This window comes from Streptomyces sp. JW3 (genome assembly GCF_052216785.1).
Classification (GTDB): domain Bacteria; phylum Actinomycetota; class Actinomycetes; order Streptomycetales; family Streptomycetaceae; genus Streptomyces.
In genome coordinates, this window is record NZ_JBQOUX010000056.1 from 1 (window position 1) to 13,572 (window position 13,572).

14 protein-coding genes are annotated in these 13,572 nt (G+C 69.5%); 7 read left to right on the top strand and 7 right to left on the bottom strand.

Going from position 1 to position 13,572, the window contains the following annotated elements:
• The 6 genes from ACTT8P_RS22275 to pknB form a co-directional block, all read left to right on the top strand.
• On the top strand, positions 1-424 hold a 424-nt coding region (locus ACTT8P_RS22275), incomplete at its 5' end, for an FHA domain-containing protein (RefSeq protein ID WP_442833463.1).
• Positions 425-434: 10 nt separating this feature from the next.
• On the top strand, positions 435-950 hold the full coding sequence (locus ACTT8P_RS22280) for an FHA domain-containing protein FhaB/FipA (RefSeq protein ID WP_442833464.1): 516 nt from the start codon (positions 435-437) through the stop codon (positions 948-950).
• 141 nt (positions 951-1,091) lie between these two features.
• A complete protein-coding gene (locus tag ACTT8P_RS22285) occupies positions 1,092-2,630 on the top strand; it encodes a Stp1/IreP family PP2C-type Ser/Thr phosphatase (protein ID WP_442833465.1) in 1,539 nt (512 codons plus the stop codon).
• A gap of 27 nt (positions 2,631-2,657) precedes the next feature.
• Positions 2,658-4,091 (top strand): FtsW/RodA/SpoVE family cell cycle protein, encoded by a 1,434-nt coding sequence (locus ACTT8P_RS22290; RefSeq protein ID WP_442833466.1) that lies wholly within the window; start codon positions 2,658-2,660, stop codon positions 4,089-4,091.
• Entirely contained in the window at positions 4,088-5,560 is a 1,473-nt protein-coding gene (locus ACTT8P_RS22295; RefSeq protein WP_442833467.1) for a peptidoglycan D,D-transpeptidase FtsI family protein, read from the top strand. Before ACTT8P_RS22290 ends, ACTT8P_RS22295 begins: the two co-directional genes overlap by 4 nt.
• A 190-nt stretch (positions 5,561-5,750) precedes the next feature.
• Positions 5,751-7,754 (top strand): Stk1 family PASTA domain-containing Ser/Thr kinase, encoded by a 2,004-nt coding sequence (gene pknB / locus ACTT8P_RS22300; protein ID WP_442833468.1) that lies wholly within the window; start codon positions 5,751-5,753, stop codon positions 7,752-7,754.
• A 77-nt stretch (positions 7,755-7,831) separates the two neighbouring features.
• Here the strand turns inward: pknB and ACTT8P_RS22305 are convergent, their stop codons facing one another.
• From ACTT8P_RS22305 to ACTT8P_RS22330, 6 genes are read right to left on the bottom strand one after another with little or no spacing between them, the layout of a single operon-like run.
• A complete protein-coding gene (locus ACTT8P_RS22305; protein ID WP_442833469.1) occupies positions 7,832-8,593 on the bottom strand; it encodes a class E sortase in 762 nt (253 codons plus the stop codon).
• 13 nt (positions 8,594-8,606) lie between these two features.
• Positions 8,607-9,656, bottom strand: coding sequence for a class E sortase (locus tag ACTT8P_RS22310; protein ID WP_442833470.1), 1,050 nt, complete (start codon positions 9,654-9,656; stop codon positions 8,607-8,609).
• The gene (locus tag ACTT8P_RS22315; protein ID WP_442833471.1) at positions 9,653-10,291 is read right to left on the bottom strand and encodes an aminodeoxychorismate/anthranilate synthase component II; all 639 of its coding nucleotides are present in this window, start codon (positions 10,289-10,291) and stop codon (positions 9,653-9,655) included. Before ACTT8P_RS22315 ends, ACTT8P_RS22310 begins: the two co-directional genes overlap by 4 nt.
• Complete coding sequence (locus tag ACTT8P_RS22320) at positions 10,288-10,485, bottom strand: hypothetical protein (RefSeq protein WP_442833499.1); 198 nt, start codon at positions 10,483-10,485, stop codon at positions 10,288-10,290. Before ACTT8P_RS22320 ends, ACTT8P_RS22315 begins: the two co-directional genes overlap by 4 nt.
• A gap of 16 nt (positions 10,486-10,501) precedes the next feature.
• The gene (locus tag ACTT8P_RS22325) at positions 10,502-11,164 is read right to left on the bottom strand and encodes a class E sortase (protein ID WP_442833472.1); all 663 of its coding nucleotides are present in this window, start codon (positions 11,162-11,164) and stop codon (positions 10,502-10,504) included.
• Positions 11,165-11,181: 17 nt separating this feature from the next.
• Positions 11,182-11,961: a DUF881 domain-containing protein gene (locus tag ACTT8P_RS22330; protein ID WP_442833473.1), complete on the bottom strand. Its 780-nt coding sequence runs from the start codon at positions 11,959-11,961 to the stop codon at positions 11,182-11,184.
• 101 nt (positions 11,962-12,062) lie between these two features.
• On the opposite strand from ACTT8P_RS22330, the gene crgA reads away from it, so the two are divergent.
• A complete protein-coding gene (gene crgA / locus ACTT8P_RS22335; RefSeq protein WP_442833474.1) occupies positions 12,063-12,317 on the top strand; it encodes a cell division protein CrgA in 255 nt (84 codons plus the stop codon).
• 256 nt (positions 12,318-12,573) lie between these two features.
• Here crgA and ACTT8P_RS22340 read toward each other — a convergent pair whose 3' ends face one another.
• Positions 12,574-13,464, bottom strand: a complete 891-nt coding sequence (locus tag ACTT8P_RS22340) for a rhomboid family intramembrane serine protease (RefSeq protein WP_442833475.1) — start codon at positions 13,462-13,464, stop codon at positions 12,574-12,576.
• Positions 13,465-13,572: the final 108 nt, after the last annotated feature.

Here is a 13,572-nt window from a genome sequence, read left to right on the forward strand (position 1 = left end):
CGACGCGGCCCCCGCGGCCCCGCCGATGCCCGCCGCGCCGCCACCCGGCGCCCGCGGCGCCGGCGGTGCCTACGGCTACCCGCAGCCCGCGAGCGCCCCGCGGCCACCGGCCGCACCGGCGCCCGCCCCCGCACCCGGCGGACCCACCCGCCACTGGATCGAGATCAACGGTGCCCGCCACCAGATCTCCCGCGCGACGCTGGTGCTGGGCCGCAGCACCGAGGCCGACGTGCGGATCGACGACCCCGGCGTCAGCCGGCGGCACTGCGAGATCCGGACCGGAACGCCCTCGGTGATCCAGGATCTCGGCTCCACCAACGGCATCGTGGTGGACGGGCAGCACACCACCCGCGCTACGCTCCGCGACGGCTCGCGGATCACCGTGGGCAGTACCACCGTTATCTACAGGCAAGCCGAAGGGTGATCCGGGGGCAATGTCAGAGCTGACCCTCACGGTCATGCGGCTGGGTTTTCTCGCCGTACTGTGGCTGTTCGTGATCGTGGCCGTGCAGGTCATCCGCAGCGACCTGTTCGGTACGCGCGTCACCCAGCGCGGACAGCGCCGGGACGCCGGGCGAGCCCAGCAGCAGGCCGCACGTCAGGCGCCTGCCCAGCAGCAGCGCCAACAGCCGAGCGGCGGCCGCGGCCGTCGCAACGCTCCCACCAAACTGGTGGTGACCGAGGGCACCCTCACGGGCACCACCGTGGCCCTCCAGGGCCAGACCATCACGCTCGGCCGGGCACACGACTCGACGATCGTGCTGGACGACGACTACGCCTCCAGCCGCCATGCCAGGATCTACCCGGACCAGAACGGTCAGTGGATCGTCGAGGACCTCGGCTCCACCAACGGCACGTATCTGGACAGATCCCGGCTGACGACGCCCACGCCCATCGCACCGGGCGCGCCGATCCGCATCGGCAAGACCGTCATCGAGCTGCGGAAGTAGTGCTACACCAATGAATGAGCGCGAGCGGAGCGAGCACGCGGCGGCGGCCGGCACCCCGGGCCCCGGCGCGCTCCCGACCGGAGGGTGGGCAGTGTGGCTCGACACGACCGGCTGTACCCGGAGCCGACGGGCGAGGTGCGCATGAGTCTGTCACTGCGCTTCGCCGCCGGATCGCACAAGGGCATGATCCGGGAGGGCAACGAGGACTCCGGTTACGCCGGTCCGCGCCTGCTCGCCATCGCCGACGGCATGGGCGGCCAGGCGGCCGGCGAGGTCGCCTCCTCCGAGGTGATCTCCACCATCGTCGCCCTCGACGACGACGTGCCCGGCTCCGACATCCTCACCTCGCTGGGCACCGCCGTGCAGCGCGCCAACGACCAGCTGCGGCAGATGGTCGAGGAGGACCCCAGCCTCGAGGGCATGGGCACCACCCTCACCGCCCTGCTGTGGACCGGCCAGCGGCTCGGCATGGTGCACGTCGGCGACTCCCGCGCCTACCTGCTGCGGGACGGCGTACTCACCCAGATCACCCAGGACCACACCTGGGTGCAGCGCCTCGTCGACGAGGGCCGGATCACCGAGGAGGAGGCGGGCACCCACCCGCAGCGCTCTCTGCTGATGCGGGCGCTCGGCTCCGGCGACCATGTCGAACCCGACCTGTCGATCCGCGAGGTCCGGGCCGGCGACCGCTATCTGATCTGCTCCGACGGGCTCTCCGGCGTCGTCTCCCACCAGACCCTGGAGGAGACCCTCGCCAGCTACCAGGGCCCCCAGGAGACCGTCCAGGAGCTGATCCAGCTCGCCCTGCGCGGCGGCGGCCCGGACAACATCACCGTGATCATCGCCGACGTCCTCGACCTGGACACCGGCGACACCCTGGCCGGACAGCTCTCCGACACCCCGGTCGTGGTCGGCGCCGTCGCCGAGAACCAGGCCCAGTTCGGCGACAACGGCATCATGCAGACCCCGGCGGGCCGCGCCTCCGGACTCGGCCGGCAAGGCGGCGGCGGGGGCGGCGAGTTCGGCCCGCCCGGCAGCGGCGACACCACCGGCTACATCCCCGCCGACGGCCTCGACTACGGCGACGACGACTTCACCAAGCCGCGCAAGAACCGCCGCTGGCTGAAGAGATCCTTCTACTCCGTGCTCGCCCTCGCCGTCATCGGCGGCGGCCTGTACGGCGGCTGGCGCTGGACCCAGACCCAGTACTACGTCGGCACCAAGGACGACCACGTCGCCCTGTACCGCGGCATCAGCCAGGACCTGGCCTGGGTGTCGCTGTCGAAGGTCGAGAAGGACCACCCCGAGATCGAACTCAAGTACCTCCCGCCCTACCAGCGCAACTCGGTCGAGGAGACGATCGCCGAGGGCGACCTCAGCGACGCCCGCTCCAAGATCGACGAACTGGCCGTACAGGCCTCCGCCTGCGAGAAGCAGGCCGAACGGCGCACCACGCAGAACGAGAGCAACGCGAAGACGGGCGAGGGCGAGACCACGGGCACCGGAACCGACCCGGTCTCCCTCACGTCCAAAGCGTCCCCGACGCCCACCGCGTCGGGCACGCCCGGGACATCCGAGTCGCCCGATCCGTCCCCGTCCACGACCGCACCCACCCCCGACGCCGGCCCCACCCTCTCGGAGGAAGAGCAGAAGGTCGTCTCACGGTGCGGTGAGCAGTAGGCAAGCCGTGAGAGGCCCTGTCACACGATGAGCAGTACTCCCAACCCGCCGACGCACCACACGTCCACGATCGGCGCCATCGGAGCGCCGAGCCGGCGCAACACCGAGCTGGCGCTGCTGGTCTTCGCCGTCGCGATCCCGGTCTTCGCCTACGCCAACGTGGGCCTCGCCATCAACGACGAGGTCCCGGCCGGCCTGCTGAGCTACGGCCTGGGCCTCGGCCTGCTGGCCGCCGTCGGCCACCTCGTGGTGCGCAAGTTCGCCCCGTACGCGGACCCGCTGCTGCTGCCCCTGGCCACGCTCCTCAACGGCCTCGGACTCGTCGCCATCTGGCGCCTGGACCAGTCCGAACTGCTCCAGTCCATCGAGCAGGCCGGCACCGCCGCGCCCCGCCAGCTGATGTACACCGCGATGGGCATCGCCCTCTTCCTCGCGGTCCTGATCTTCCTCAAGGACCACCGGGTCCTCCAGCGCTACACCTACATCTCCATGGTCGGCGCGCTGATCCTGCTGCTGCTGCCGCTGGTCCCGGGGCTCGGCCAGAACATCTACGGCGCCAAGATCTGGATCAAGGTCGGCAGCTTCTCCATCCAGCCCGGCGAGTTCGCCAAGATCGTCCTCGCCATCTTCTTCGCCGGCTACCTGATGGTGAAGCGCGACGCGCTGGCCCTGGCCAGCCGCCGCATCATGGGCCTCTACCTGCCCCGCGGCCGCGACCTCGGCCCGATCCTGGTGGTCTGGATCGTCTCGATCCTCATCCTGGTCTTCGAGACCGACCTCGGCACCTCGCTGCTGTTCTTCGGCATGTTCGTGATCATGCTGTACGTGGCCACCGAGCGGACCAGCTGGATCGTCTTCGGTCTGCTGATGTCCGCGGTCGGCGCGGTCGGCGTGGCCAGCTTCGAGCCGCACATCCAGCAGCGCGTCGACGCCTGGCTCGACCCGATGCGCGAGTACTCGCTCTCCCAGAAGGGCGTCGTCGGCCACTCCGAGCAGGCCATGCAGGCCCTGTGGGCGTTCGGCTCCGGCGGCACGCTGGGCACCGGCTGGGGCCAGGGCCACTCCGACCTGATCCGGTTCGCCGCCAACTCCGACTTCATCCTCGCCACCTTCGGCGAGGAACTCGGCCTGGCCGGCCTGATGGCGCTGCTGCTCCTTTACGCGCTCATCGTGGAGCGCGGCGTGCGCACCGCCCTCGCCGCCCGCGACCCGTTCGGCAAGCTGCTCGCCATCGGCCTGTCCGGCGCCTTCGCGCTCCAGGTCTTCATCGTCGCCGGCGGTGTGATGGGCCTCATCCCGCTCACCGGTATGACCATGCCGTTCCTGGCCTACGGAGGCTCCTCCGTGATCGCCAACTGGGCGCTGATCGGCGTCCTGCTGAGAATCAGCGACACCGCGCGCCGCCCGGCCCCCGCCCCCGCCAACCCCGACGCCGAGATGACCCAGGTGGTCCGACCGTGAACAAACCCCTGCGCCGCATCGCGCTCTTCTGCGGCCTCCTGGTCCTCACCCTCCTGCTGCGGGACAACTGGCTCCAGTACGTCAAGGCCGACGAGCTGAAGACCGACGACGCCAACCGCCGGGTGCTCATCGAGCGGTACGCCTCCCCGCGCGGCGACATCATCGTCGATGGCAAGGCGATCACCGGACACGCCACCACCGACGGCGACTTCAAGTACAAGCGCACCTACAAGGACGGCGCCATGTGGGCGCCGGTCACCGGCTTCGTCTCGCAGGCGTACGGCGCCACCCAGCTGGAGTCCATCGACGACGGCATCCTCACCGGCAACGACGACCGGCTCTTCTTCCGCAACACCCTCGACATGCTCACCGGCAAGAAGAAAGAGGGCGGCAACGTCGTCACCACCCTCAACGCCGACGCCCAGAAGGCCGCCTACGACGGTCTGAAGGCCCAGGGCGGCAAGGGCGCGGTGGTCGCCATCGAACCGTCCACCGGCAAGATCCTGTCGATGGCCTCCTACCCGTCGTACGACCCCTCCACGATCGCCGGCGGCAGCGACAGCGACGCCAAGGCGTGGAAGTCGCTGCTGAAGGAGAACAACGAGGACGACCCGACGCTGAACCGGGCGCTGCGCGAGGTCTACCCGCCGGGCTCCACCTTCAAGGTGCTCACGGCGGCGGCGGCCCTGGAGAACGGTCTGTACGACAGCGCCGACGAGAAGACCGACTCGCCGCTGCCCTGGACCATGCCGGGCACCACGCAGGAGCTGCCCAACGAGGGCGACCTGCCCTGCAAGAACGCCACCCTGCGCGAGGCGCTGCGGGTCTCCTGCAACACCGTCTTCGGCAAGATCGGCTCGGACCTCGGCAACGAGAAGATGCTGGCGGAGGCCAAGAAGTTCGGCTTCACCGAGGAGCAGTTCGTGCCGGTCCGCTCCAGCGCCTCGGTCTTCTCCGACGACATGGAGCCCTCGCAGGTCGCGCTCTCCTCCATCGGCCAGTTCAACACCGCCGCGACCCCGCTGCAGATGGCCATGGTCACCTCGGCGATCGCCAACAACGGCACCCTGATGCAGCCGTACATGGTCGACGAGCTCCAGGCCCCCAACCTGGACACCATCGAGAAGACCGACCCCGAGGAGATGAGCAAGCCGCTGTCCGCGGACAACGCCCAGATCCTCCAGTCGATGATGGAGACGGTCGTCAAGGACGGCACGGGAACCAACGCGCAGATCGACGGCGTCACCGTCGGTGGCAAGACCGGTACCGCCCAGCACGGTGTCGACAACAGTGAGAACCCGTACGCCTGGTTCATCTCCTACGCCAAGCAGAGCGACGGCAGCTCACCGGTGGCCGTCGCCGTGGTGGTCGAGGACGAGAACGCCAGCCGCGACGACATCTCCGGCGGCGGCCTCGCGGCGCCGATCGCGAAGAACGTCATGAAGGCCGTCATCGACAGCAAGAAGTGACCGGGAGCTGAACGGGACGTGACTCCTGTCACGTCCTCTTCACATCGGCGCACGTTGCGATACCGGTCGTGTATCGGGTACCGGGCTTGGCCAGGTCACACGGAGCGGGCCGGGTACGGTAGGCCGGACGGCAGCCTCCGACCGTACAAGCATGCCGGTCGGGACCGACGGAGAGGGCTGGTAGGTAGCTATGGAAGAGCCGCGTCGCCTAGGCGGCCGGTACGAGCTGGGCCCGGTGCTCGGCCGTGGTGGCATGGCGGAGGTATACCACGCGCATGACACCCGGCTCGGACGCCAGGTGGCGGTGAAGACGCTCCGCGCGGACATGGCGCGCGACCCGTCCTTCCAGGCCCGGTTCCGCCGGGAGGCCCAGTCGGCCGCCTCGCTCAACCATCCCGCGATCGTGGCGGTCTACGACACGGGCGAGGACTACATCGACGGGGTCTCGATCCCGTACATCGTCATGGAGTACGTCGACGGCTCCACCCTGCGTGAACTGCTGCACAGCGGCCGCAAGCTGCTGCCGGAGCGCACGCTGGAGATGACCATCGGTATCCTCCAGGCCCTGGAGTACTCGCACCGGGCCGGCATCGTGCACCGCGACATCAAGCCGGCCAACGTCATGCTGACCCGCAACGGCCAGGTCAAGGTCATGGACTTCGGCATCGCCCGCGCGATGGGCGACTCCGGCATGACCATGACGCAGACGTCGGCCGTCATCGGCACCGCCCAGTACCTCTCCCCGGAGCAGGCCAAGGGCGAGCAGGTCGACGCCCGCTCCGACCTGTACTCCACCGGCTGTCTGCTCTACGAGCTGCTGACCGTCCGGCCGCCGTTCGTCGGCGACTCCCCGGTCGCGGTCGCCTACCAGCACGTCCGGGAGGAGCCGCAGCCGCCCAGCGTCTTCGACCCCGAGATCACGCCCGAGATGGACGCCATCGTCCTGAAGGCGCTGACCAAGGACCCGGACTACCGCTACCAGTCGGCCGACGAGATGCGGCTGGACATCGAGGCGTGCCTCGACGGCCAGCCGGTCGCCGCGACCGCCGCGATGGGCGCCGTCGGCTACGGCGGCTACCCCGACGACCAGCCGACCACCGCCCTGCGCGCCGACTCCGGCGCCGGCGCCACCTCGATGCTGCCGCCGATGAACCCGGACGACGGCGGCTACGGCTACGACGAGCGCCCCGACCGGCGCCGCCAGCAGCCGCGCAAGTCGCACACCTCCACCATCGTGCTGGCGGTCGCGGGCGTCCTGGTCCTGATCGGCGCGATCCTCATCGGCCAGCAGCTGTTCAGCGGCGACTCGGGCGACGACGGCAAGATCAGCGCCCCGAACTTCGTCGGCCAGACCAAGGCGGAGGCCAAGCAGCAGGCCGTCAACGCGGACCTGAAGGTCGCCTTCACCGAGGACTCCTGCGAGGACGAGGCCAAGGGCAAGATCTGCTCCCAGGACCCGGGCAGCGGCGACACGATGGACAAGGACACGACCATCAACCTGGTCGTCTCCACCGGCGCCCCCAAGGTCGAGGTCCCCGACGTGGAGGGCAAGAGCTACTCCGACGCGGAGGCCGCGCTGAAGGAGGCGGGCTTCGAGGTCGAGCAGAAGACCGAGGAGTCCAGCGAGGAGCCGGACACGGTCCTCTCGCAGAACCCCGAGGCCGGCACCTCGAAGACGAAGGGCTCCACGGTCACCCTGACGGTGGCCAAGGAGACGTCCCAGGTGACGGTGCCCGACGTCACGGGCAAGACACCGGACGAGGCGAAGTCGCTCCTGGAGGCGCAGGGCCTGAGCCTCGGCTCCCAGAGCACCGAGGAGTCCTCCGCCCAGGACGAGGGCAAGATCTTCGAGCAGAGCCTGTCGCCGGGCAGCTCCGCCGACCGCGGCTCCACCGTCGACGTGAAGATCGCCAAGAAGCCGGCCGAGGAGACGAAGTTCGCGATGCCGAAGGTGACCGGCATGACGGTCGCCGACGCCAAGAACGTCCTGTCCCAGGCAGGTCTCGAACTCCAGGGGATCTCGGGCTCCCAGGAGGACAACGCCAACGTCGTCGCGAGCAACCCGACCGAGGGCACGGAGGTCAAGAAGGGCGACCAGGTCACCCTGATCGCCACGCCGGCCACCGACAACAACAACGGGAACGGCAACGGCAACGGCGACAACAGCAACTGGTGGGACAGCCTCGGCGGCTGACGCCCAGCACCGCATGACCTGGGCCCCGGCCTCTCCCGCGAACGCGAGAGGCCGGGGCCCAGGTCATGACCGCACGCTCAGCGCAGCTCCTCGGGCACCGTCCGCTCGCCGTCCACCTTCTCGGTGCGCACCAGCTCGCCCCAGACGACGTACCGGTACCGGCTGGTGAACACCGGCGTGCAGGTGGTCAGCGTGATGTAGTGCCCGGCCTGCTTCCGGCCGGACTCCTTCGGGATCTTCCCGAGGACGTCGACGTTGTACTTCGAGGTCTCCGGGAGGATGCCGTAGACCTTGTAGACGTACCAGGTGTCCTTCGTCTCGAAGACGATCGGATCACCCTTCTCGATCTTGTCGATGTTGTGGAACTTGGCGCCGTGCCCGTCCCGGTGCGCGGCCAGCGAGAAGTTGCCCTTGTCCCCGGACATCGGCAGCGTCGCCTTGACGGGATCGGTGTAGTAGCCCGCGACCCCGTCGTTGAGCACCTTCATCGAGGTGCCCTTCTCGACCAGGACCTCGCCGCTGCCCATCGCCGGCACGTGCAGGAAGCCGATGCCGGCCTTGGTGTCGAGTGCCCCCGGGCCGCTCGAACCCTCCGCGCCCTGCGCCCAGTTGTCGCGGACCTTGTCCCCCTGCTTGTCGGCCTCCCGGTCGGCCATGACGTTCGTCCACCACAGCGAGTAGACGACGAACAGGCCCATCACCAGGCCCGCCGTGATGAGGAGTTCACCGAAGACGCTGACCGCCAGCGCGATCCGGCCGCGACCGCGCGGGCGCGGAGCCGGCCCGGGAACGGGCGCGTCGGTGTGGTCTTCGTGATCGGTGTCGGTGGTCGCTGCCACTGGTCATCTGCCCTTAATTGACGAGCGCATCCGGCTTGCCCTTGCTGCGCGGCCGTTCCTCGACCATCTTGCCCCACACGATCATCCGGTACTTGCTGGTGAACTCGGGGGTGCAGGTGGTCAGCGTGATGTAGCGGCCGGGCTCCTTGAAGCCCGACTGTTGCGGGACCGGATCGAGCACGGTGGTGTTGCTCGGCGACGTCACCGGCAGGATCGACGCCATCTTGTAGACGAAGTACTCGTCCTGGGTCTCCACGACGATCGGGTCGCCCGGCTTCAGCTTGTTGATGTACCGGAACGGCTCGCCGTGCGTGTTGCGGTGCCCGGCGAGCCCGAAGTTGCCGGTCTTGGCGTCCGGCATCGCCGTCTTCAGCGCGCCCTCGCCGTAGTGCCCGACCATGCCCCGGTCCAGCACCTTGTCGTTGCTGACGCCCTCGGCGATCGGCACCACGACGTCCAGCTTGGGGATGTGCAGCAGCGCGAAGCCCTGGCCCGGCTCGAAGCTGCCCGGATTGCGCTTTCCGTCGGCCCAGTCGTCCTGGAGGCTGCTCGCCTCCTTGTCCGCCTGCGCGTGCGCCCGCACGTTCGTCCACCACAGCTGGTAGGAGACGAACAGCAGCATCAGCACGCCGGTGGTGATGAACAGCTCACCGATCACCCGGCTGGCGACCGTGGCCGGACTGGGCCGGCGGGCCCGGGCCAGCCGCCGGGCCTCCACCCGGGTGAGTGGCGCTCTCGGGCCCTCGTCGCCGTCCTGCGGCTCCGCCGCGCCCGACTGCGACTCGGCGGTGCCCGGCGCCCTGCGTGCGCCTCCACGGCCGCCCTGCCGCCGTTTGGCGGCCTTGCGCCGGGCCGCCCGGCCGCCGGTGGCCGGTCCGGAGACCGGTCCGGAAGCCGGGGTACTGCCTCGATCGCTTATTCGCGCCGCCGGGTCCACCACCCGCAGCGCCACCGTCTCGTCGTCGTGGGGGCCGCCCCCGAGCGCATCCGGATCCCCGTACGGCTCCTGCCCGTACGGGGTCCCAGCGGCGTCGGCGTCGCGCTCGGGGCGCAGCGCGGTCACGCCGTGGCCCTGCCCACCACCGGGGCGAGCCCCGCCGACCTCGCCACAGCCCCCTGGTCGCCGCACTCCGCCAGCCAGTTGGCCAGCATCAGGTGCCCGTGCTCGGTCAGCACCGACTCCGGATGGAACTGCACGCCCTCCACCGGCAGTTCCCGGTGCCGCAGGCCCATCACGATCCCGTCCGCCGTGCGCGCCGTCACCTCCAGCTCGGCCGGCACCGTGCCCGGCTCGGCCGCCAGCGAGTGGTACCGCGTCGCCGTGAACGGCGAGGGCAGCCCCGCGAAGACCCCCTTGCCGGTGTGCTCGACCGGCGAGGTCTTGCCGTGCAGCAGCTCCGGCGCCCGGTCCACCACACCGCCGTACGCCACCTGCATCGACTGCATGCCGAGACAGACCCCGAAGACCGGCACCCCGGTCGCCGCGCAGTGCCGCACCATGTCGATGCAGACCCCGGCCTGCTCGGGCGCGCCCGGCCCCGGCGACAGCAGCACGCCGTCGAACCCGTCCTGCGCGTGCGAGGTGGCCACCTCGTCGTTGCGCAGCACCTCGCACTCGGCGCCCAGCTGGTACAGGTACTGGACCAGGTTGAAGACGAAGCTGTCGTAGTTGTCGACGACGAGAATCCGCGCACTCACTGGTTGTCCACCGTCACATCGTTGAAGGGAAGCAGCGGCTCGGCCCACGGGAACACGTACTGGAACAGGACGTAGACCACGGCCACGACGAGCACGAGCGAGAGCAGCGCCTTCGCCCACACGTTTCCCGGCAGATGCCGCCAGATCCAGCCGTACATGCCGTCCCTTCCGTCGCACCACGGCACCAGACTCACGCCGTACGCCAACAGACTAACGGCGCAACGCCTCCGGTTTCCCGGCCTCCACGGGCCGCGTGGAGTCCAGCCGGGCCCAGACGATCAGCCGGTGGCTGTGCCCCCACTCGGGATCACAGGTCGTCAGCGTCAGATAACGCCCCGGCCGCGCGTACCCGGACGTCCGCGGGACAGGATCGACCACCGCCACGTCACTCGGCACGGTTTTGTACGGCCCTTTGTCGATCCGATACGTGAACCAGGTGGTCCCGTCGGTCAGCACCACCGCGTCCCCCCGCCGCAGCTCGGGAAAGTCCTTGAACGGATCGCCGTACGTACGCCGGTGCCCGGCCACCGCGAAGTTCCCCACCTGACCGAGCCGCCCGCTTCCCGGGTAGTGGCCCAGGCCCTTCTTCAGCGTGCCGGTGGCGGTGCCCTCCAGCACCGGTTTGTTCCACGTGAAACCGAGCCGGGGGACGTACATGATCGCGAAGGGCTTGCCGGGCGGGTACGGCGCCGGCTCGGCGGGCGGCGCGGGCGGCTGCTGCGTCCGCCATCGCTGGTGCAGGACGTCCACCTGGTGCTCCATGGCCTCGTCCGCCCGGACGCCGGTCCAGAACAGCGTGTAGACGGCGAACAGCACGAGGACGGTGCCGACCGTGAGGAAGACTTCGCTGACGGACCTGACGACGACGCGCACCGGCAGCTCCCCCAGGGCTACTCGACGGGCTCGGCGTAGTGCAGGTCCACTGTGCCCGAGTAACCGGGCAGCGTCACCGACCCGTCCTCCTCGACCTTCCAGCCGAGCCCGTAGACGTTGACGTACACCATGTAGTTCTGGATCGCCGAGGAGGCGGAGAGCGCCTTCTTCAGCTTCTCCGGGTCACCGACCGCCGTGATCTTGTACGGCGGTGAGTAGACCCGGCCCTGGAGGATCAGGGTGTTGCCGACGCAGCGCACGGCGCTGGTGGATATCAGCCGCTGGTCCATGACCTTGATGCCCTCGGCGCCGCCCTGCCACAGCGCGTTCACCACCGCCTGGAGGTCCTGCTGGTGGATCACCAGGTAGTCGGGTTCCGGCTCCGGATAGCCCGGCAGCTTGGCGGTGGCGTTCGGCGGGGCGTCGTCGAGGGTGACCGAGACCGCCGCGCCCTTCAGTTTCTGGGTGCCCGCGCGCCGCTCCAGCGCGGCGAGCTTGTCGTCCTCCGCCGCGGTGCTGCCGTCGTCGCGCTCGGCGAGGGACTCGATGTCCTGGCGCAGCGCGCCGTTGGTCTCGTCCAGCGCGCCGTTGTCCCGGCTGCGCTCCTGGATCAGGTCGGACAGCTTCAGCAGGGAGGTGTCCGTGCGGATGTTGGTGCCCTTGGCGGTGTTGAAACTGGTGAAGAAGATGAGCCCGGCGAGGGCGAAGACGGCCGCGGTCAGGACCCGTACCGGCCGCAGCCGGCGCCGGCGGACCGGCTGGTGACCGGCCTGGGGGGAGTCGGCAGAATTGCTCAACGTACCCTTATCTCCTTCGGCGCCACGGAAGCACTACGCTAACGGACGCCCGGACCCAGTATCCTGCGCGGCCACGCAGCGCATCGACAGGAGAGACCCTCGTGCCGAAGTCACGTATCCGCAAGAAGGCAGATTTCACGCCGCCGCCGGCCAAGCAGTCGACGGCCATCAAGCTGAACAGCCGTGCCTGGGTCGCCCCCGTCATGCTGGCCATGTTCCTCATCGGCCTCGCCTGGATCGTGGTGTTCTACGTCACCGACGGCTCGCTGCCCATCGAGGCGCTGGGCAACTGGAACATCGTGGTGGGCTTCGGTTTCATCGCCGCCGGATTCGGCGTCTCCACGCAGTGGAAGTAGCGCCGACCTGCTGGTGAACGCAGCTCTGCCCACGGTTGTTCACCGAGTTATCCACAGAGCTTGTCCACACGCTGGGGAAAAGAAAGACGATCTGTGGATAACTCACCGGCCGTTGACGCCGGTGTGACAGAATCACCGGCACCCGAAAATACGTTCGCCCCCGGCTGACCTGCGGAAACACGGGTCGGTGACAGGGGGCACACGTGTTCCCGCACGCTGTGCACAAGATCTGCCACCCGCTGTGGACAACAGCCGCTCAGGTGAGCTGGCCGGTCCTCAACAGGGTCAGGGCGAGGGAGACCATCAGCACCAGCGCACAGATCCCGTACTGGACGAGCGCCCGCCGCTCGCGCGGGGCGTGCACCATGCCGTACCCGATCACGACCCCGGCCACGAGCCCGCCGACGTGGGCCTGCCAGGCGATATTGGTCCCGGGGCTGAAGGTGAAGATCAGGTTGATCACCAGCAGGGCGATGACCGGCCGCATGTCCTGGTTGAGGCGGCGCATCAGCACGGCCGTCGCGCCGAACAGGCCGTAGACCGCCCCGGAGGCACCGAGGGTGGCGGTCGTGGGTGAGGCCAGCAGATAGGTGAGGGCGCTGCCCGCGAGGCCGGAGACGAGGTAGAGGGCCAGATAGCGGGCCCGGCCCAGGGCTGCCTCCAGCGGGCCGCCCAGCCACCAGAGGCTGAGCATGTTGAAGGCGATGTGCCAGATCTCCTCGTGGGTGAAGACACTGGTGACCATGCGGTACCACTCGCCCTGGGCGACGCCCTCGGTCGGGGCGAAGGGCGCCGGCGGCCAGCGGCCGATGAGCACCATGTCGTTCAGCAACGAGGGCCAGGCGTGGACCGCGATGAACACCGCCACGTTGATCCCGAGGAGGATCTTGGTGAGCAGTCGGGGATCGGCGACGACACTGCCGCCCGCGAGCGTGCGGGGGCGGTTGGCGGCCGGCGGGTGGCCCGTGCCGGAACCTCCGCGGACGCACTCGGGGCACTGGAATCCCACCGAGGCGTCGATCATGCAGTCCGGGCAGATGGGGCGTTCGCAGCGGGTGCAGCGGACGCCCGCGGCGCGGTCCGGGTGGCGGTAGCAGGTCGGCGGGGTCCCGGCGTCCTGTGGGCTGCCTCCCGCTGCCTGGTCCATGAGGTCCCCTGGATCGTCGTGGGCGATGAGTCGTCGTGGGCAATGCGTCGTCGTGGGCAATGCGTCGTCGTGGGCAATGCGCCCGCCCCGCCCATCCCTACGGATGAG

Coding starts and splice junctions, on each gene's coding strand:
- ACTT8P_RS22280 (WP_442833464.1), top strand. CDS start 435: ATGTCAGAGCTGACCCTCACGGTCATGCGGCTGGGTTTTCTCGCCGTA.
- ACTT8P_RS22340 (WP_442833475.1), bottom strand. CDS start 13,464: ATGGACCAGGCAGCGGGAGGCAGCCCACAGGACGCCGGGACCCCGCCG.
- ACTT8P_RS22285 (WP_442833465.1), top strand. CDS start 1,092: ATGAGTCTGTCACTGCGCTTCGCCGCCGGATCGCACAAGGGCATGATC.
- pknB (WP_442833468.1), top strand. CDS start 5,751: ATGGAAGAGCCGCGTCGCCTAGGCGGCCGGTACGAGCTGGGCCCGGTG.
- ACTT8P_RS22290 (WP_442833466.1), top strand. CDS start 2,658: ATGAGCAGTACTCCCAACCCGCCGACGCACCACACGTCCACGATCGGC.